Origin of the sequence: Kineococcus aridisoli (genome assembly GCF_050871885.1) — a bacterium.
Lineage (GTDB): Bacteria > Actinomycetota > Actinomycetes > Actinomycetales > Kineococcaceae > Kineococcus.
Map to the genome: position 1 here is coordinate 1 of NZ_JBJLSF010000097.1, position 17952 is coordinate 17952.

The window sequence follows — 17952 nt, forward strand, 5'->3', positions numbered from 1 at the left end:
GAGCCGGCTCGCACGATGCGGCTGCTCACGGGACCTCCCGGGTGCTCACGACGGTTCCCGCACGGCCGGCGGCAGGGCCACGACGGCTGTGGTGCCCCGCCCCTCGACGGAGTCGAGGTCGACGCGGCCGCCGTGCAGGCGCACGAGGTCGCGGGCGATGGTCAGGCCCAGGCCGGTGCCGGGCACGGCCAGGACGGTGGCGTTGGAGCCGCGCGCGAAGCGCCCGAAGACGACGGGCACCTCCCCCGCGGGGATGCCCATGCCGTTGTCCTGCACGACGATGCGGACCTCCTGCGGGTGGCGCTCGACGCGCAGGCGCACCAGCGAGCCGAGCGGGGAGAACTTCACGGCGTTGTCGACGACGGCCAGCAGGGCGCGGTGCAGGTGCTCGGCGTCGCCGCGCACCCGCACCCCGGCCAGGTCGTCGGCGGGGGTGGTGCAGCGCACGCTGCCCCCGGTGCTGGGCCCGGCGCCGACGGCGGCCAGCACCCCGGTGACGAGGTCGGCGACGGCGGTGCTGCCGCGCTCCTGCTGGGCCGGGGCGGCCTCCACGCGCGCCAGCAGCAGCAGGTCCTCGATGAGGGCGCGCAGGCGCTCGGTGTTGCGCTCGACGATGCCGAGGACGGCGGCCACGTCGGCGGGGACCTCGCCGACGGCGCCGTCGCGCAGCAGGTCCAGGTAGCCGGAGATGCTCGTCAGCGGGGTGCGCAGCTCGTGGGAGACGGTGGCCAGCAGGTCCGACTTCACCGACTCCACGTCGCGCAGCTCGGCCAGCAGGCGCTCCTGGGCGCGGTACAGGCCGGCCAGCACGAGGGCGCGGGCGAGGTCGACGGCCACCGAGCGGGTCAGCTCGACCTCCTCGGCGCCGAAGTCGCGCGGGCCGGCGCAGCAGACCACGGTGAGCAGCCCGTGCGGGGTGTCGCCGCCGCCGATGGGCACCAGCAGCAGCGCGCGGGCGTCGCTGGCGCGCAGGAAGGCGTCGGCGGCCGCCGAGCGCCCGGTGAGCGCACGGGTGTCGGGGACGGCGTGCACGCCGCCGCCGGTGTGCAGCTCGTGCAGCCAGCTGCGGGCGTCGTCCACGACGCTCAGCTCGTCGAGGCCGGGGTGGTCGGCCAGCGGCAGCAGCGGGGAGCGGGCCCAGCCGCGGGTGATTGCCCCCAGCGGGCCGCTGCCGCCCTCCTGCAGCATCCGCACCCACACCCGGTCCACGCCGAGCTGGGCGCCGAGGCGCTCGACGGCGACCTGGACGGCGTCCTCGGCCACGAGCTGGTCGCGCACCTCGCGGCCGATGTCGCCGGCCAGCCGCTGCAGGGCGGCGGCGCGCTCGGCGGCCTGCAGCAGCCGCCGGTTCTCCTCGGCGAGGTCGTTGACGGCGCGGGCGACGGTGCGGACCTCGCTGGGGCCGTGGGCGGGGTCGGCGGCCGCGCGGCGGTCGCCGCGGCCGTGGGCGTCGAGGACGTCGACGAGGCGCTGCAGGGGGTCGACGAGGGCGCGGCGGGTGCGCGCCCCGGTGCGCACGACGAGGGCGAGCGCGACCAGCAGGGTGAGGGCGGTCCCGGTCAGCGCGGCGCTGCGGGCGCGGTCCTGCTCGGCCGCGGCGTCGTGGCGCTGGCGGCGCACGAGGGCGTCCAGGCGGGTGTTGGCGTCGCGCAGCTCGTCCAGGGCGGCCGTGGCGTCGGCGGACGCCCCTGCGCCGGGTCCGGCGGCGGTCAGCGCCGTCCAGCGCTCCAGCAGCCGGGTCTGCTCGGCGAGCAGGCTGCGCTGCAACGGGTCGCTCACCAGCGCGAGGGTGCTCTCGCGGTGGGCGGGCAGCGCGGCGACGGCCTCGCGGTGGTCCTCCAGCAGCTCGGGCGAGCCGGTGGCGCGGTGGGCGCGCAGGGCGGTGTCGGCGTCGGCGACGTCCGTGCGCAGCGCGGCGTTGGCCGCCTCCAGCTGCTGCAGGCGGGTCTCGCGGTCGCTGGAGCGGCCGGTGACGACCAGGCCCGCGGCGCCGACGGCCCCGACGAGCAGCAGCAGGGCGAGCACGACGCCGAGGGCGCGGGTGAGGCGGACGCCGACGGAGGTGCCCGCGGGGGCGCGCCCCCCGGCGCCGTGCCGGGTGCCGTCGCCGGCGCGGCGACGCCGCGGCGCAGCCCCTGCTGCCTCACCCGATCGGCCCACCCCCCTGGGATCGGCGCCTGCGGCCACGACCTTGACGCCTGCGCCCCGCGGGAGCGTCCCCACCGTCAGGCGGGGACGGTGTGCGCTTCGCCGAAGGCCGTCAGCGAGCCCCGGGTGCGCAGGCTCATGACGAAGGCGAGGACCTTGGCCACGGCCGCGTACAGGTCGGCGGGGATCTCCTGGCCGACCTTGACGCTCTTGTACATCGTGCGGGCCAGCTCGACGTCCTTGACCAGCGGGACGTCGTGCTCCTTGGCCTTCTCGCGGATCTTGCTGGCGATGGCGCCGGCGCCCTTGGCCACGACCTTGGGCGCACCCGTGCCGGGTTCGTAGCGCAGCGCGATCGCGATGTGGGTCGGGTTGACGAGGACGACGTCGGCGCTGGCGACGTCGGCCATCATCCGGTTGCGGGACATGGCCATCTGCTTGGAGCGGATGGCGCCCTTGAGCAGCGGGTCGCCCTCGGAGTTCTTGTGCTCCTGCTTGATGTCCTGCTTGCTCATCCGCAGCTTCTTCATGATGCGCCGCCGGCTCATGGCGTAGTCGGCGGCCGCGATGACCAGGCCCACGACGACGGTGATGACCAGCATCGTCACCACGGTGCCCTTGGTGAGGGCGAGCACGGAGGAGACGGGCATCAGGCCGGAGCCGATGAGCTGCGGGGCGAGGTTCTTGGCCGCGAACCACATGACGGTGCCGATGAGGACCGTCTTCAGCAGCGACTTCGCGCCCTCCCACAGCGCCTGCGGACCCCAGTGCTGCTTGAGGCCGTTGACGGGGTTGAGGTTGCTGAACTTCGGCGTGAGCTTCTTGGTGGCCGGGCGCAGCGTGCCCTGCACGCCCCCGGCGACGACCACGGCCAGGACGGTGGTGACGGCCAGGGGCCCCAGGACGCCGGGGACGCCGGCGAAGGCGGAGCCCAGCGCGGTGAGCGCGCGGGCGGGCTCGGGGTCGGCGGCGACGGTGGCCAGCTGCGCGAGGGTGCGCCGGCACAGCTCCTGACCGCGCTCGATGGTGCCGGGGATGAGCAGCGCGCCGGCGCCGGTGGACAGCCACGCGGCGACGTCGCGGGACTGGGGGATGTTGCCCTCGTCGCGCGCCTCCTTGAGGCGCTTGGCGGTGGGCTTCTCGGTCTTCTCCCCGCTCACCCCCCACCTCCCGCGAGCGGTGCGGCCAGCGGGGTGACCATGCGCACGACGGTCTCGCGGACGGTGCCGGCCATGTCGTCGACGACGCCGGGCAGCAGCGAGAAGGTGAAGCCGCCGAGGGTGAGGGCGATGAGGATCTTCAGCGGGAAGCTCATCGCGAAGACGTTGAGGGCCGGGGCGACGCGCGAGAGCAGCCCGAGGCCGAGGTCGGTGATGAAGAGCACGGCGATGAGCGGGGCGGCGATCTGCAGCGCGGAGAGCACCAGCTGGCCGACGCCCTCGGTGAACACGCGCGCCACGGTGCCGGGGTCGACGCCCGCGTCCAGCGGCAGGACGTCGTAGCTGCGCAGGAAGCCCTGCAGGACGAGCAGGTGCCCGCCGCTGACCACGAGCAGCGCGGTGGTCGTCCAGGTGTAGAGCTTGCCGAAGACCGCCGTCTGCGACTGCATGAGCGGGTCGTAGGCGCTGGCGAGCTGGAAGCCGCCGAAGAGGTCGAGCATGTCGCCGGCGGCCTGCACGGCGGCGAAGACGAGGGCGACGAAGGCACCCATGACCACGCCGACGAGGGCCTGCTGGACGACGGCGGTGACCAGGGCGGCCGGTTCGGCGGCCGGGGCGCTCTCGCGCAGGCGGCCGGCCACCGGCAGGGCGATCGCCACCGACAGCATGGCCTTGACGCGCCCGTTGACGGCGCGGTTGGCGAACGGCGGGGCGAGCAGGAGGAAGGCCGCGGCGCGCACGGAGGCCAGCAGCAGCGCCAGCAGCAGGTCCAGCGGGACGGTGGGCAGACCCTCCACGCCGCTCAGCCGCCGGAGCTGAGGAAGGACGGGATCTGGTCGTACAGCGCCGTGGTGAAGGAGGTCGCCTCGTGCAGCATCCACTTGCCGCACATCACGATCGCGATGCCCACGGCGACGGCCTTGGGCACGAAGGCGATGGTCTGCTCCTGCAGCTGGGTCACCGACTGGAACAGCGAGATGCCGAAGCCGACCGCCAGGGCGGTGAGGAGCAGGGGGGCGCTGAGCTTGGCGGCGAGGACGAGAGCGGTCATCCCGATGTGGATGACGGTCACGTCGGTCATCGCGGTGCCTTCCGGTCGCAGGTGCGGGGTGCGCGGCGCGGGGCGCGCGCTGCAGGGTTCATCGGCCGAACGGGTGAGTTCCTTGAACGGCCCGCACGGGCGGGCGGGCGTCGCGGTGGGGCGGTGGATCCCGTTGCGGCGCAGCGGCCCAACGGCTCAGCCGGTGTAGCTGGCGACGAGCGACTTGATGATGAGGCCCCAGCCGTCCACCATCACGAACAGCAGCAGCTTGAAGGGCAGCGAGACGGTCACCGGGGGCAGCATCATCATGCCCAGGCTCATCAGCGCCCCGGAGACGACGATGTCGATCACCAGGAACGGGATGAAGATCACGAAGCCGATGATGAAGGCGCTGCGCAGCTCCGAGAGGGCGAAGGCCGGCACCAGCGTCGTCAGCGGCGTCTCCTCGCGGGTGGCGGGCTTCTCGCGGTCGGCGGCCTTCGTCATGAGCGCGAGCTCCTCGGGCCGCGTCTGCTCGAGCATGAACTCCTTCAGCGGCTGCGAGCCGTCGGTGAAGGCGACCGTCGCGGTCTTCTCGCCCTTGAGGTAGGGCTGGACCGCGGCGTCGTTGATGGCGCCGAGGGTGGGGGCCATGATGAACATGGTCAGGAAGAGCGCGAGCCCGGCGAGGACCTGGTTGGGCGGGGTGCCCATGAGCCCCAGGGCGTTGCGGGTCAGGCCCAGCACGATGAGGATCTTGGTGAAGCAGGTCGTCAGCAGCAGCAGCGCGGGGGCGACCGACAGGACGGTCATCGCGATGATGATGGTGACCGACTGGCTGGGCTTGCCGTCGACGCCGTTGATGCCGTCGACGCCGATCGTCACCGAGCCGGCGGCCGGGGCGGCGGGGTCCACGGGGGCCACGGGGTTCGCGGGGGCGGTGGTGCCCGTGGTGAACGCGACGGGAGCCGTGAGCGGGGCGGCGGCGGGTGCGCCGGCCGGGGCCGCGACGGGGGCGCTCGCCGGGGCGGCGGTGGCCGCCGCGGCGGAGCCGAGGACCAGGCCGCCGGCGAGCGCGAGACCCGCCGCGAGGCGGCGCGCGCGCCGCGCGCGGGCGGGTGCGGGGCTGTTCGTCACCGGCGGGTCGTCCTCTCGCGCAACACGTCCACTGCCTTGGTCCAGGTGGCCGGCGAGAGCGCCGAGCCGTTGAGGCCTCCCGCGGCCGGGGAGGCGTGGCGGGCCTTGACGGCGACGGTCTCGCCGTCGCGGCGCACGTAGCGCTCCCCCGCGCCCGGCAGCGCCGGACCCGCGGCCTGGCCCGCGGTCTGGCCGGTGGTCTGGTCCCGCACGTCCACGCCGTCCACGCCGTCCACCGCGACCGTCCCGGCCGCCTCGAGCGCCCCGGAGGCCTCTGCCGTCCCGTCCGTCCCGGTGGCCTCGGCCTGCGGGAGCACCGTCGCCACGTCGGTCTCGCCGAGCAGGCTCACGCCCTGCTCGGTGACGCCCACGACGAGGGCCCGCTCCCCCACCTTCACCAGCGCCACGGAGGCCTTGGCCCCCAGGCTCTGGCGGGCGAGGACGGCGAACTCCGCCGCGCCGGCCGCGCCGACGCCCCCGCGCCGGCGCAGCCAGCGGGAGATCAGGTAGAGGAGCCCGAGCACCGCCACGAGGGAGAAGCTCGTCCGCGCGATCGCGGCGACGGCGTCCATCAGGCGCCGGCCTCCGTCCCCGGGGTGACGATCTCGGTGATGCGGATCGCGTAGTCCTCGTCGACGACGACGACCTCACCGCGGGCGATGAGCTGGCCGTTGACGAGGATGTCGGCGGGGCTGCCGGCGGCGCGGTCCAGCTCGACGACCGAGCCGGGGGTCAGCGCCAGCAGGTCCTGCACCGTCATGTGGGTGCGGCCCAGCTCGACGGTGACGTCCATCTGCACGTCGCGCAGCAGGTCCATGGTGCGGCGCGGGCCGCCGGAGCTCTGCGCGCCCGCCGCGGCGGCCGCGGTGGCCTGCGCGCTGGCGGTGGCGGTCGCGGCGGCCGCGGCGGCGGCGACCGCGTCGGCGGACAGCGTCAGGCCGATGAGGGCCAGGGTCTCCCCGCCGGCGCCGACGAGCGCCACGGCGCCGCCGTCGATGGCGCGCAGCGCGTCGGCCGGGTCGCCCTCGACGCCCGGCTCGAGGGCGCACTGGCCGAGGCTGACGACGACGGTCTCCAGCGCCGGGCGCAGCGCGTCGACCGGGTCGAGCGCGCCCTCGGGGCTCATCAGGAGGGTGTTGAGGGTCTCCTCGCCGACGATGACGGTGACGCGCCCGGAGGCGGCGCCGGAGAAGCTGGCGGAGACCGCGGTGCCCTCGTCGCCGAGGTCGGGGGCCTGGGCGACACCCACGACGTCGGTGATCGTCCCCGGCGCCGACAGCGGCAGGACGGCGAGCGCTGCCTGGGCGGCCTCGCGCAGCGTGGCCATGAGGTCGGTGTGGGTGGCGGTGCTCATCGGGAGCTCTCCTCGGGGGTCGGGACGATCAGGCAGGCGAGACGGGAACCGCGGCTGCCGGCCACGGCGGAGGCGACGCGGGCGTCGGAGGAGACGACCTCGAGGGGTTCGTCGGCCCGGTGCGGCAGGCGCAGCACGTCACCGGGGATGAGGGAGAGGATCTCGTCGGGGCGCAGCTGCGCGGCCTTGAGGCGGACCGAGACCTCGACCGGGATGTGCTCCAGGTGGTCGTCGAGGCGGTCGCGCATGAGGCGGCGGATCCGCAGCTCCTCGGGGCTGGCCACCCGCAGCTCGGCGGCGGTCAGCGCGGCCGACAGCGGGTCCAGCGGCATGGCCAGCGTGGCGGTGCCGGTGGTCTGCTCCACCTGCAGGTGGAAGGAGGCGACGATCATGACGTCGGTGGCGGCGGCGGCCTGGGCGAACTGGGGGTTCTGGTCGATGCCCGTCAGCTTCGGCTGCAGGTCGGTGACCGTGACCAGCGAGGAGGAGAGCTCCCCCAGGGTCCGCTCGACCAGACCGCGCGCCAGGACGGCCTCGATGTCGGTGAGGGTGCGCTCCGGCTGGCCCGGGGCCCCGGTGCCGCCCAGCATCCGCTCGATGCAGGAGAGCACCAGCGCGGTGTCCAGGTGCAGCACGCCCGCGCCGACGAGCGGCTCGGGGTCGAAGACGGCCATGACGGTCGGCATCGGCAGGCTCGCCGCGTACTCGTCGTAGCTGTACTGCTGGATGCCGTCCAGCTCCACCTGCACCGTGGTGCGCAGGGTCGACGACAGCAGCGTCGCCCACTGCCGGCAGAAGCCCTCGTAGGTGATCTCCAGCACGCGGGCGTGCTGGCGCGACAGCTTGGTCGGCCGTCGGAAGTCGTACGGGACGGGCACACCACGTCGTCGGGAGCGACGGGTGCCTGTCCGCTCGGCGCTGGTGGGGGTCTCGGCTGCCACGAGGAACCTATCGGCACGAACGGGCGTCACCCTTTAGCGCTGGCCCGAACGGGTGTCCCCGGGCCCCGGGCGCTCAAGGCCCCGGGCGCCCGGCCCCGACGCGCGCCCGGACGCGCGAAGGCCCCGGGCGGGGTGCCCGGGGCCTTCGCGCGCCTGCTGGTCAGCTCACTGCATGACGAACTGGGTCAGGTAGATCCCCATGACCTGCTTGGTCTCCACGCCCTCGACGTCGTGGACGTAGGCCTCGACGATCTTGTGCTGCAGCTCCTCCTTGTGGTGGGTGCGCTGCTCGGCGTTGGACAGGTCCGTCATCGTCAGGCCGCTGAACTGGCTGATCGCCAGGTCGAGGGCCTTGCTGCCGTCGACGGCGGTGGAGCCGCCGTGGCCGCCGCCCTCGCTGGCGACCTGCTGCAGGGCGATGCCGACCTTGAGGTAGTGCCCGTCGGCGAGGTTCACGCTGATCGGGTCCAGCGCGACGACCTCACCAGGCTCCAGGTGCTCCTCGGTCGTCTCGGCGGCGGCCGCCGTGTCGCCCTTGGTGAGCACGAACACGCCGGCGCCGGTGCCGCCGGCGAGCAGGACGGCCGCGGCCGCGCCGATGATGATGAGCTTCTTCGCGCCGCCGGGCTTGGCGTCGCCGCCGGTCTTCTTGTCCTTGGCCATGGTCGGGTTCCTCTTCGGTCCGCGGGTGCGTCGGGTGGTCAGTGGGTGGCCGCGTCGGCGCTGGAGGCCTCGGCGATGTGCGGCGCGGCGTCGGCCGCGATGTCGACCGGGACGGCCGTGGTCCCGGTCGTGGCCGGCACCTCGGTGGTCCCGGTGCCGGTGCTCAGCTCGGCCGGGCCGTCGGTGGGCGTGCTGGCCGCGACCTCCGGCAGCAGCGCCTTGACGGCGTCGGAGCTGGGCGAGGCGACGACGAGGTCGACGCGGCGGTTGCCGGTGAGCGCGCGCTCGTCGCCGTGGGGGTAGAGCGGGCGGCTCTCCCCGTAGCCGGTGCCCGACAGGCGGGCGGTGGCGATGCCGTGGCCGATGAACCGCGTGACCACCGTGAACGCGCGGGCACCGGAGAGGTCCCAGTTGTCGCGGTAGCGGGAGTTGCCGTTCAGCGGCAGCGAGTTGGTGTGGCCCTGCACCGCGATGTCGTTGGGCAGCGCGGCGAGGATGGGCGCGATGGCGTCCAGGACGTCCAGGCCGGTCTGCTCGACGTCGGCGGAGCCGTTGGCGAAGAAGACGTTGTCGGCCACCAGGCCGACGACGAGGCCGTCGGAGGTGATCCGGTAGGTCACCTGGTCCTGGTCGTCCTTGGCGGTCAGCGCCTGCGCGATCTGCTTCTCCAGCTCGCGGTAGGCGGCGACCTCGGCCTTGGCGGCCTGCAGGTCCGCCGCGGACTGGTCCTTGGCGGCGGTGTCGAGCACCTTCTGCGCCTGCTCGGGCTGCAGGGGCTCCCCGCCGTCCAGCGGGGAGATGTCGACCGCTTCGTCACCGTTGTCCACGTCGTTGACGCCGGCACTGCCGGAGAGGGCCAGGTTGGTGCTGGCGGTGCCCTCGGTGAAGCCGGCCTTGAACTGGGCGAACTTCAGCTGGTCGATCTGCGACATGGCGAACAGGACGATGAACAGCGCCATGAGCACGGTCAGCATGTCGGCGTAGGAGACCAGCCACCGCTCGTGGTTGACGTGCTCCTCGTGCTCCTCGTGCTTGTGCCGCCTCTTGTGCGACGAGGAGGCCATGTCAGGCCGCCTTCTTGTCCGGGACGACCGTGCCCGGGGGCAGCAGGCTCTCCAGCTTCTTGGCGACCGAGCGCGGGTTGGAGCCGGCCTGGATGGCGAGGATGCCCTCGACGACCAGCTCCATGCGGGCGACCTCGAGGCCGGACAGGCGCATGAGGCGGCTCTGCAGCGGCAGGAAGAAGAAGTTCGCGCTGGCCACGCCCCACAGGGTCGCGACGAAGGCACCGGCGATCATCGGGCCGAGGGCCGCGGCGTCGGAGAGGTTCGCGAGGACGACGACCAGCGAGATGACGGTGCCGCAGATGCCGACGGTCGGCGCGTAGCCGCCCATGTCGCCGAAGATCTTGGCGGACTGCTTGTCGGCGGCCTTCTTGGCCTGGATCTTGGCGGTGAGGATCTCGTAGAGCTCGTCGGGGTCGGTGCCGTCGATGGCCGTCTGCAGGCCGTCGCGCAGGAACTCGTCGTCCACTTCCTTGATCGCGTCCTCCAGGGCCAGCAGGCCCTCGCGGCGGGCGCGCTCGGCCATCTGCACGATGACGCCGACGGTCTCGCCCGACTCCGCGACCTTCCCGAGGAAGGCCTTCTTCATCTGGCCGATGGCGCCGACGCCGTCCTTGAGGATGCCGCCCATGAGGCCCACGCCGAGCGTGCCGATGAAGACCAGGACGAGGGGACCGGGCAGCAGGATGCTCCCGATGGTGCCGCCCTCGTGGTTCTGCATCCACAGGGTGGCGGCGGCGGCGATGATGAGGCCGGCGATGGTTGCGAAGTCCATGGGTCACGGCCTCCTGCGGTGCAGCGGGACCGGGGCCGGCAGTTCGCCGTCCGCGTCGCTCGCGGTGGTGGTCTGGGTCGGGTGCGCCGGCAGCTCGAGGACGTGGGCGTCGCCCGTCTCCTCCAGGGAGTGCGCGGTCGCGACGACGCGCGCGCGGAACGCCATGACGCGCTCGACGATCTCGGCCAGCGGCTCGGTGACGACGAACTTCGCGCCGTCCACGAGGGTGATGACCGTGTCGGGTGTCGCGTCGACGCGCTGGATCAGGTCGGGGTTCACGGCGAACACCGACCCGTTGAGGCGAGTCACGAGGATCACGTGGGTTCCATCCTTGGCGGTGGAGTCGGGGCCCGTCCGTGGGCCGGTCACTGATCAATCGGCGTGTCCGGCCTGGACCTGAGAGGGGGTTGCCCGGTGCACCCGTTCGTGCTAACGCTCTCCCTGTCGTCACGCTCGGCGACGACGAAGGCCCCCCGGGAGTGCTCCCAGGGGGCCTTCGGCGGATCAGGGTCAGCGCTTGAGGTTGACCAGCTCCTGCAGGATGTCGTCCGAGGTGGAGATGATGCGCGAGTTCGCCTGGAAGCCGCGCTGGGCCAGGATCAGGTTGGTGAACTCCGCCGACAGGTCGACGTTGGACATCTCCAGGCTGCCGGCGAGGATGGTGCCGCGGCCGGCGTCGCCGGCGATGCCGAAGACGGGCGCGCCGGAGTTCGTCGAGACGCTGTAGAGGGAGTTGCCCTCCTTGCGCAGACCCGCCGAGTTGTTGAACGTGGCGATGGCGACCTGGCCGAGGGTCTGCTTGTACCCGTTGGAGTACGAGCCGGTGATGACGCCGTCGGTGCCGAAGGAGTAGCTGGTCAGCGAGCCGATCGGGAAGCCGTTGCCGTTGCCCTCGACGTTGCTCTTGCCGGTGGTGCCGACGTAGCCGGTCAGGCCGCTGACGTCGATGGCGATGTCCTGCCCGGTCGGGCTCGCGGTTCCGGGGATCGCCAGCGTACCCGTCGCCTTGGCGCCATCGGCGACGGCCGGCGGGCCCGCCGTGCCCGCGAAGTTGATGCTTCCCGCCGGCAGCCAGGTGGTCGCCGTGGGCGAGGTGGCCCAGGTGGCCGTCCAGGTGTTGCCCTTCTGGAAGCCGGCGGTCCCGGTGTCGCCGTCCTGGTTCGTGAACTTCAGGTAGACGGTCGTCAGGTTGCCCTGCTCGTCGTAGGCCTTGAAGCTCGTGGTGACCTCGCGGGCGGTGCCGTCGGCGTTGAGCGTGTTGTCGAGGTTGCCCGTGATGTCGGCCTCGCTGGTCACCTTGGCGGCCATGACGGAGTCGGAGGGGATGACGAGGCGGTCGACGGTGCCGTTGGTGTTGATGTTGCCGTTGGCGTCCGGGCGCCAGCCCATGACGTAGCCGCCGTCGTTGGTGACGACCGAGCCGTCGGCGTCCAGGGTGAAGGAGCCGTTGCGGGTGTAGAAGGTGCCGTCGCCCTGCTGGATGGCGAACATCCCGTCACCGCTGAGCATGAGGTCGGTCGACTTGCCGGTCGCCTGGGCCGAGCCCTGCGTCATGTTCTGGGTGATGGCCTGGACGCGGACGCCGAGACCGACCTGCGAGGGGTTGGTGCCGCCGCTGACCTCGGTCGGGGCGCCGGCCGCCTTGGTGAGCTGCGACAGCGTGTCGGCGAAGACGACGCCGGAGCTCTTGAAGCCGGCGGTGTTGACGTTGGCGATGTTGTTGCCGACGACGTCCATCATCGTCTGGTGCGAGCGCAGGCCGCTGACACCGGAGAACATGGAGCGGAGCATGTTTCAGACCTTTCGAGGGGCTGACGGGGTTCGGGAGGGACGTGCGGGGGTCAGGCCGTCGGCGTGGACGGGCCGGACGCGGAGGAGCTCGACGAACCGGCTGCCGGGGTCGAGCTGGACGCGGTGGACGAGCTCGACGAGCCCGCCCCGGTGGTGGGAGCGGTGGCCGGAGCAGTACCGGTGGCCGGAGCAGTACCGGTGGCCGGAGCCGCCGTCTCCTCGACGCCGACGGTGATCACCTTCGACAGGACGACCTTGGTGCCGGCCACGTCGAGCAGCGGCTCACCGCCGGTGCCGCCGGCCGAGGAACCGCTGAAGGAGGCCGACCGCACGACGCCGGAGACGGTCTTGCCGTCGGGGCCGACGTAGGAGACGGTCTGGCCGATCAGCGCGCTGGCCTGCAGCTTGTTCTGCGCGGCGAGCATCGAGCCGCTGCTCGTGGCCACCTGCTGCATGGTCTCCAGCGCGGAGAACTGCGCCGTCTGGGCCATGAACTGGGTGGTGTCGGCGGGCTTGGACGGGTCCTGGTACTTCAGCTGCGCCACCAGGAGCTTGAGGAAGGTGTCCTTGTCCGTCTTCGTCTTGGCGATCGCCGCCGCGGACGTGTCCGACCTGCCGGCGTTCTTGGCCGCCTCGGTCGCCGTGAACGCGTCCGAGTTGGCGATGAGGGACGCGTACGGGTTCGCCCCGCTGGCCGCATCGATGGTCATGCCTTCTCCTTCGGTCGAACGGGTGGGGGTCTGTAGCCCGGGCGGGCGATCCACGGGGTCTGTTCAGGTGGTCGCCCGCCCGGGGGCTACAGGTGCCCCTCAGACCCGCAGGTCCAGGCGGCCGGCGGCCGCGGCGGCGGCGGCGCGGCCGGCCGCGCGCTGCTCGTCACGGCCCGCGGGCGAGCCGTCGCGCCCGCCGTAGCCGGACTGCCCGCCGGAGGCACCGGGCTGCCCGCCGGAGGGCGCGCCCTGGCGGCCGGAGCCGCCGAACTGGGCGTCGGCGGAGCGCTGCTGCTGCGCGGAGCCGGAGTCGGAGCGCACGTCGACGGTGGTGGAGGTGAAGTTCGTGCCCGCCAGCTCGCGCTGCAGGTCACCGACGGCGGCCTTCAGGGCGTGCCGGGCGGCCTCGGAGGCACCCGCCAGCTGCACGTGCAGCGCTCCGCCGCTGACCTCGGCGGTGACCTTCACCGGGCCCAGGCCCAGCGGGTTGACCTCCACCGTGAGGCGGTGGACGTCGTCGGCGGTGGGCAGCTGCTCCAGGCGGGCGCTGAGGCCCTGCGCGAACGCGAGCGGGTTGGTCAGCGGCAGCGGGGCCGGCGGGGTCGAGGCCGCGGCCACGGCGGGAGCGGCGGTCGCCGCCGTCGGCACGGCAGCGACCGGTGCCGCGAACGAGGGCGACGGGTCGGTCACCGCCGCGGTCCTCGGCACCCCGGCGGCCACCAGCGCCGCCGGGGTCAGCGCCCCGCCGGACGGCTGCGGCACGACGGGGCCGGTGGCCGGGGTGGCCGGTGCCACCGGCACCGGCTCGCCGGCACCCGGCACCGGGCGCGCTGCGGGAGCGGTCGGCTGCAGGCCGGCGAGGACCTGCTGGGTGGACTGCTGCCCCGGCTGGCCGGACTGCTGCCCCGCACCCTGCCCGCTGCCCTGCCCGGCCCCCTGCCCGGCCCCGCCCGTCCCGGCGGCGAGCGCCGGGGACGGTGCCTGCTGGTCGGTCGCGGGAGCCGGCTGCGCCGCGGTCGCGGGAGCCGGCTGCGCCGCGGCACCTGCGCCACCGGGCGCGGCGGTCGTGACGCCGGCCGTGCCGGTGGCCGCCGTCGCGGTGACCGCGACCTGCTGCACCGCAGCCTGTCCCGCGGCCTCGGCGGGCAGCGGCCCGCTCGCGGCGGTCGTCATCGCGGACGGCCGCGCGCTCGCCGGCAGGCCGGTCAGCGCCGTCGTCACGACGGACGCCTGCGTCGGCGCGGCTGCTGCGGCAGCCACCTCGGCGCCGCCGAGCAGCGGGCCGACGGCGGCCGGGACGGTGGAGGAGGTCTGCGCGGCGACGGCGGGAACGGTGGAGCCGGCGACCTGCCCGACGACCTGCCCGGCGACCTGCGCCGGGCTCGATGCGGTGGGCGTGGCGCCCGGCTGGGTGGCCGACACCTGGGGCTGCTGAGGCTGCTGCGCCACGAGGGGCGAGGCGGAAGACGTCGCTGGAGACGTCGCAGGGGACGCGGAGGGCGACGTGGCCGGTGCCGCGACGACCCCCGCGGACGCGGCGAGGGCACCGGCGACGGCGGTCCCGGCCGCTGCGGTCCCGGCCGTGGCGAGCGTGGCGAGCTGGGCGGCCTGGGCGGCCTGGGCGGTCTGCTCGCCCGCGGGCACCTGCGCCGGCGGGGTCAGCGCCGCGCGCAGCGCCGCGGGCAGCCCGAGCAGCGACGGGTCGACGGGGACGCTCGCCGTCGTGGCGACACCCTCGCGCGCAGGCTCCTGCTCGCCCTCGGTGCGGCCGGCACCGTCGACGGCGCCGTCCTGCGCACCGGTGTCCCGGGTCCGCTCGACGCGGGCACCGTCGCGCTTCTGCACGCGGGTGCCGCGGGTGGGCTCGGTGCCCTCGCGCCGGGGAGCGCGGTCGTCGGCGGGACGCTCGGGGCGCTGGGCGCGCTCGACGGGGCGGGTGCCGGCGTCGTCGCGCACGTCCCGCGCGTCCCGGCCCTCGCGCACGCCACGGGCGTCACGAACGTCACGGGCGTCACGGCCGGTCTGCTCCTCGCGCGCACCGCGCTCCTCGCGGGCGCCGGTGCGCAGCGAGTCGACGGCCTGGCCGAAGGAGTCGGCGAAGCTGGCGCCGCCGTCACCGGCCGGGCGCGCGCCCTCCCGGGGAGCCGGGGCGGGGACGGCGGGCAGCGTCGTCACGGACAGGTTGGTGCTCACGCGGCGCTCCCGAGGTTGGCGGTGATCTTCTTGACGTAGTCCTGGGTCTCGCGGAACGGCGGGATGCCGCCGTGCTTGCGGACGTTGCCCGGTCCTGCGTTGTAGGCGGCCAGCGCCAGCGGGACCGAACCGAAGGTCTTCAGGTTCTGCGACAGGTACTTCCCGGCGGCGTCGATGGCCTGGAAGGGGTCGCTCGGGTCGATGCCCAGGCTCCTGGCGGTGGCGGGCATGAACTGCATGAGCCCGGTGGCGCCGGCGGGGCTCTTGGCGTTCGGGTTGAACCCGGACTCCTGCTTGGCCACGGCCCGCAGCAGCCCGGCCGGCAGGCCGTACTTCTGCTCGGCGGCGGCGAAGGCCGCCTCGTAGGGCGCCGACTTCGAGGTGGTCGCCGACAGCGAGGCGGGGCGCACGTAGCTAGAGGGGTCGCCGGCGCCCGCGCCGGCGGTGCCCGCCAGCAGGCCGGCCGCCAGCCCCGCGCCGGCGGCGGCCGTGGCGGCGGCGGCCGTGGCGGCGGTCGCGCCGAGGCGGCGGATGGTCATGGGGGTCTCCCAGACCTTGGAGATCTTCACGACGTCACCCGTCTTCGGAGCGTGCAGCATCTTGCCGTCGCCGACGTAGATGCCGATGTGGGAGCCGCCCTCGAGGACGACGAGGTCACCGGCCCTGGCCTGCGCCAGGCCGGGCACCGCGGTGCCGACCTTCGCCTGCTGGGCGGCGGTGCGCGGCAGCTCGACCCCGAGCTGCCTGGCGGCGTACTGGATGAGCCCGGAGCAGTCGAAGCCGGCCGGGGTGGCCCCGCCCCACTTGTAGGGGACGCCGGTGTACTGCTCGGCGACGGCGAGCAGCCTCTCCCCCGTGCTCGAGCCGGCGGCCGGGACGGCCAGCGCGGGGGTGGCGCTGAGCGCGCGCGCACCGCGGGCGACCCTCCCCGAGGTGGAGGCCGAGCTGGAGAGCAGGTCCGCGAAGCCGCCGGAGGCGGTCTCCGCGGTGCCGGTGGTGGCGGTGGTGGCCGAGGCGCCGGAGGCCCCGACGGCGGTGCTGCGCACGGCGGCGGGCAGCGCGCCGGTGAACTGGGCGATGCGCGCCTCGATGTCGGCGATGCGCGCCTGCACCTCCGCGATGCCGCTCACGGCGTGTCCCCCTCCACCTCGGCGCGCCGGCGGGCGCGGGCGGCGAACTCGGCGACCGTGCGGTCGTCGAGGGCCTTCTGGTCGGCGGCCAGCGCCGCCTGCTCCTGGGCGAGCTCGTGGCGCTCCACGACGCGCTCCAGGGAGCGCTCGGCGCGCCGGGCGCGGGCCCAGGCGGCCTGCTTCTCGCCCAGGTCGACCTCGGCGCGGGCCACGAGCGCGCGGGTGGCGTCGAGGTCGGCGACGAGGGCGGAGCGGCGGGCGACGGCCGCGGTCCAGGCGGCCATCGTCTCGTCGGACAGGTGGGCCTCGCCGAGGTCGCGCTGGACGCGGGCGGCGCGCTTGTTCTCGTTGCGCAGCACCGCGTTCGCGGTGGCGAGGTCCACCTTGGCCTGCTCCTGCTGCACGCGGCGCAGCTTCAGCAGCGCCAGCAGCGCCTTGGCGCTCTTCGCGGCGCTCACCGCCCACCTCCCAGTGTCGCGACCAGCTGCGCCAGCCGGGCCCACGCCTGCGGGGCGGGGGTGATGTCGTGGATGTCCTGGCGCAGGAACTCGTTGATGGCGGGCAGGCCCGCGACCGCGGCGTCCACCTCGGGGTTGGCGCCGGGCTGGTAGGCGCCGACGTCGATGAGCTCCTTGGCGTCGCGGTGCGCGGCCAGCACGCGCCGCAGCGCGGTGGCCGCGGCCTTCTGCTCCGGCGTGGTGACCCGGCCGGCGACGCGGGAGACCGACTCCAGCACGTCGACGGTCGGGAAGTGCCCGGCCGTGGCCAGCCGGCGGTCCAGCACGACGTGGCCGTCGAGGATGGAGCGGGCGGAGTCGGCGATCGGCTCGTTGTGGTCGTCGCCGTCCACCAGCACGGTGTAGATCCCGGTGATCGAGCCGGTGACGCCGGGGCCGGCGCGCTCCAGCAGCCGCGGCATGAGCGCGAAGACGCTCGGCGGGTAGCCGCGGGTGGCGGGCGGCTCGCCGACGGACAGCCCGATCTCGCGCTGGGCCATGGCCACGCGGGTCAGGGAGTCCATCATGAGCACGCAGTCGGCGCCCATGTCGCGGAAGGACTCGGCGATCGTGGTGGCGGTCAGCGAGGCGCGCAGGCGCAGCACCGGCGCCTCGTCGCTGGTGGCGATGACGACGACGGAGCGGGCCAGGCCCTCGGGGCCCAGGTCGTCCTCGAGGAACTCGCGGACCTCCCGGCCGCGCTCGCCGACGAGGGCGAGGACGGAGACGTCGGCGGAGGTGCCGCGGGCGATCATCGACAGCAGCGAGGACTTGCCGACGCCGGAGCCGGCGAAGATGCCGAAGCGCTGTCCGCGCCCGGCGGGCACGAGGGTGTCCAGCGCGCGGACGCCGAGGCTGAGGGGCGCGTCGACCCGGCCGCGGGTCATGGCCGGGGGCGGGGTGGCGTGCAGCGGACCGCGGGGGGCGGCGTGCAGCGGCGGGCCGCCGTCGAGGGGGTTGCCGAGCGCGTCGACGACGCGGCCCAGCAGCGCCGGGCCGACGGGGACGTCGGAGGGGCGGCGGGTGGCGACGGCGGGGGCGCCGGCCGCCAGGCCGGTCAGGTGGCCCAGCGGCAGGCAGCGCAGCCGCGAGCCCTCCGCGGCGACGACCTCGGCGGGGACCTGCGCCGCGCCCTCGCCCAGCAGCAGGGTCTCCCCCACGGCGGCCTCCAGGCCGCTGACCTCGACCGACAGGCCGACGATGCCGCGCACGCGGCCGCGCACCTGCGGGCGGGCGGCCTCGACGGCGCGCGCGAGCTGCGGGGCGAGCAGCTCCCGCACCCCGGCGGCGAGGCGGTCGGTTACGAGGGTGCCGGCGAACGCGCTCAAGCGAGCCCTCCCGCCCCGCCCACAGATCGCAAGAGCACAC

18 protein-coding genes are annotated in these 17952 nt (G+C 74.6%); all 18 read right to left on the reverse strand.

The annotated features are described in order from the left end of the window. Nucleotides 1-45: 45 nt before the first annotated feature. Complete coding sequence (locus tag ACRYM2_RS19760; protein ID WP_432524143.1) at nt 46-2160, reverse strand: ATP-binding protein; 2115 nt, start codon at nt 2158-2160, stop codon at nt 46-48. Nucleotides 2161-2225: 65 nt separating this feature from the next. Beyond that, nucleotides 2226-3308, reverse strand: coding sequence for an EscU/YscU/HrcU family type III secretion system export apparatus switch protein (locus tag ACRYM2_RS19765; protein ID WP_432524144.1), 1083 nt, complete (start codon nt 3306-3308; stop codon nt 2226-2228). After that, nucleotides 3305-4105, reverse strand: a complete 801-nt coding sequence (locus ACRYM2_RS19770; protein ID WP_432524145.1) for a flagellar biosynthetic protein FliR — start codon at nt 4103-4105, stop codon at nt 3305-3307. The genes ACRYM2_RS19765 and ACRYM2_RS19770 overlap by 4 nt, the downstream gene beginning before the upstream one ends. 5 nt (nt 4106-4110) lie before the next feature. Then, complete coding sequence (locus ACRYM2_RS19775; protein ID WP_432524146.1) at nt 4111-4389, reverse strand: flagellar biosynthetic protein FliQ; 279 nt, start codon at nt 4387-4389, stop codon at nt 4111-4113. Nucleotides 4390-4545: 156 nt separating this feature from the next. Next, nucleotides 4546-5466: a flagellar type III secretion system pore protein FliP gene (fliP, locus tag ACRYM2_RS19780; protein ID WP_432524147.1), complete on the reverse strand. Its 921-nt coding sequence runs from the start codon at nt 5464-5466 to the stop codon at nt 4546-4548. Continuing rightward, the gene (fliO, locus tag ACRYM2_RS19785; RefSeq protein WP_432524148.1) at nt 5463-6038 is read right to left on the reverse strand and encodes a flagellar biosynthetic protein FliO; all 576 of its coding nucleotides are present in this window, start codon (nt 6036-6038) and stop codon (nt 5463-5465) included. The genes fliP and fliO overlap by 4 nt, the downstream gene beginning before the upstream one ends. Then, complete coding sequence (gene fliN, locus ACRYM2_RS19790; protein ID WP_432524149.1) at nt 6038-6820, reverse strand: flagellar motor switch protein FliN; 783 nt, start codon at nt 6818-6820, stop codon at nt 6038-6040. Before fliN ends, fliO begins: the two co-directional genes overlap by 1 nt. Then, complete coding sequence (locus ACRYM2_RS19795) at nt 6817-7698, reverse strand: flagellar motor switch protein FliM (protein ID WP_432524150.1); 882 nt, start codon at nt 7696-7698, stop codon at nt 6817-6819. Before ACRYM2_RS19795 ends, fliN begins: the two co-directional genes overlap by 4 nt. 228 nt (nt 7699-7926) lie before the next feature. After that, nucleotides 7927-8424, reverse strand: coding sequence for a flagellar basal body-associated FliL family protein (locus ACRYM2_RS19800; protein WP_432524151.1), 498 nt, complete (start codon nt 8422-8424; stop codon nt 7927-7929). 38 nt (nt 8425-8462) lie between these two features. Then, complete coding sequence (locus ACRYM2_RS19805; RefSeq protein ID WP_432524152.1) at nt 8463-9488, reverse strand: OmpA/MotB family protein; 1026 nt, start codon at nt 9486-9488, stop codon at nt 8463-8465. A 1-nt stretch (nt 9489) separates the two neighbouring features. Further along, the gene (locus ACRYM2_RS19810; protein ID WP_432524153.1) at nt 9490-10263 is read right to left on the reverse strand and encodes a motility protein A; all 774 of its coding nucleotides are present in this window, start codon (nt 10261-10263) and stop codon (nt 9490-9492) included. A 3-nt stretch (nt 10264-10266) separates the two neighbouring features. Beyond that, nucleotides 10267-10581 carry a flagellar FlbD family protein gene (locus tag ACRYM2_RS19815; protein ID WP_432524154.1) on the reverse strand — a complete coding sequence of 105 codons (315 nt, stop codon included), beginning with the start codon at nt 10579-10581 and terminating at the stop codon, nt 10267-10269. Between the two features lie 192 nt (nt 10582-10773). Then, the gene (locus ACRYM2_RS19820; RefSeq protein ID WP_432524155.1) at nt 10774-12054 is read right to left on the reverse strand and encodes a flagellar hook protein FlgE; all 1281 of its coding nucleotides are present in this window, start codon (nt 12052-12054) and stop codon (nt 10774-10776) included. Between the two features lie 50 nt (nt 12055-12104). Then, nucleotides 12105-12764 carry a flagellar hook capping FlgD N-terminal domain-containing protein gene (locus ACRYM2_RS19825; protein WP_432524156.1) on the reverse strand — a complete coding sequence of 220 codons (660 nt, stop codon included), beginning with the start codon at nt 12762-12764 and terminating at the stop codon, nt 12105-12107. A 99-nt stretch (nt 12765-12863) separates the two neighbouring features. Further along, nucleotides 12864-14957, reverse strand: coding sequence for a flagellar hook-length control protein FliK (locus tag ACRYM2_RS19830; protein ID WP_432524157.1), 2094 nt, complete (start codon nt 14955-14957; stop codon nt 12864-12866). After that, on the reverse strand, nt 14954-16087 hold the full coding sequence (locus ACRYM2_RS19835) for a transglycosylase SLT domain-containing protein (protein ID WP_432524158.1): 1134 nt from the start codon (nt 16085-16087) through the stop codon (nt 14954-14956). The genes ACRYM2_RS19830 and ACRYM2_RS19835 overlap by 4 nt, the downstream gene beginning before the upstream one ends. Next, nucleotides 16084-16545, reverse strand: a complete 462-nt coding sequence (locus ACRYM2_RS19840; protein ID WP_432524159.1) for a flagellar FliJ family protein — start codon at nt 16543-16545, stop codon at nt 16084-16086. Before ACRYM2_RS19840 ends, ACRYM2_RS19835 begins: the two co-directional genes overlap by 4 nt. Next, on the reverse strand, nt 16542-17864 hold the full coding sequence (locus tag ACRYM2_RS19845) for a FliI/YscN family ATPase (protein WP_432524160.1): 1323 nt from the start codon (nt 17862-17864) through the stop codon (nt 16542-16544). The genes ACRYM2_RS19840 and ACRYM2_RS19845 overlap by 4 nt, the downstream gene beginning before the upstream one ends. Nucleotides 17865-17952 lie beyond the last annotated feature (88 nt).

Bases quoted from the DNA above. Each gene is read 5' to 3' on its own strand.
- ACRYM2_RS19825 (WP_432524156.1), bottom strand. From the start codon at position 12,764: ATGACCATCGATGCGGCCAGCGGGGCGAACCCGTACGCGTCCCTCATC.
- fliN (WP_432524149.1), bottom strand. From the start codon at position 6,820: ATGAGCACCGCCACCCACACCGACCTCATGGCCACGCTGCGCGAGGCC.
- ACRYM2_RS19800 (WP_432524151.1), bottom strand. From the start codon at position 8,424: ATGGCCAAGGACAAGAAGACCGGCGGCGACGCCAAGCCCGGCGGCGCG.
- ACRYM2_RS19805 (WP_432524152.1), bottom strand. From the start codon at position 9,488: ATGGCCTCCTCGTCGCACAAGAGGCGGCACAAGCACGAGGAGCACGAG.
- ACRYM2_RS19775 (WP_432524146.1), bottom strand. From the start codon at position 4,389: ATGACCGACGTGACCGTCATCCACATCGGGATGACCGCTCTCGTCCTC.
- ACRYM2_RS19810 (WP_432524153.1), bottom strand. From the start codon at position 10,263: ATGGACTTCGCAACCATCGCCGGCCTCATCATCGCCGCCGCCGCCACC.
- ACRYM2_RS19820 (WP_432524155.1), bottom strand. From the start codon at position 12,054: ATGCTCCGCTCCATGTTCTCCGGTGTCAGCGGCCTGCGCTCGCACCAG.
- fliO (WP_432524148.1), bottom strand. From the start codon at position 6,038: ATGGACGCCGTCGCCGCGATCGCGCGGACGAGCTTCTCCCTCGTGGCG.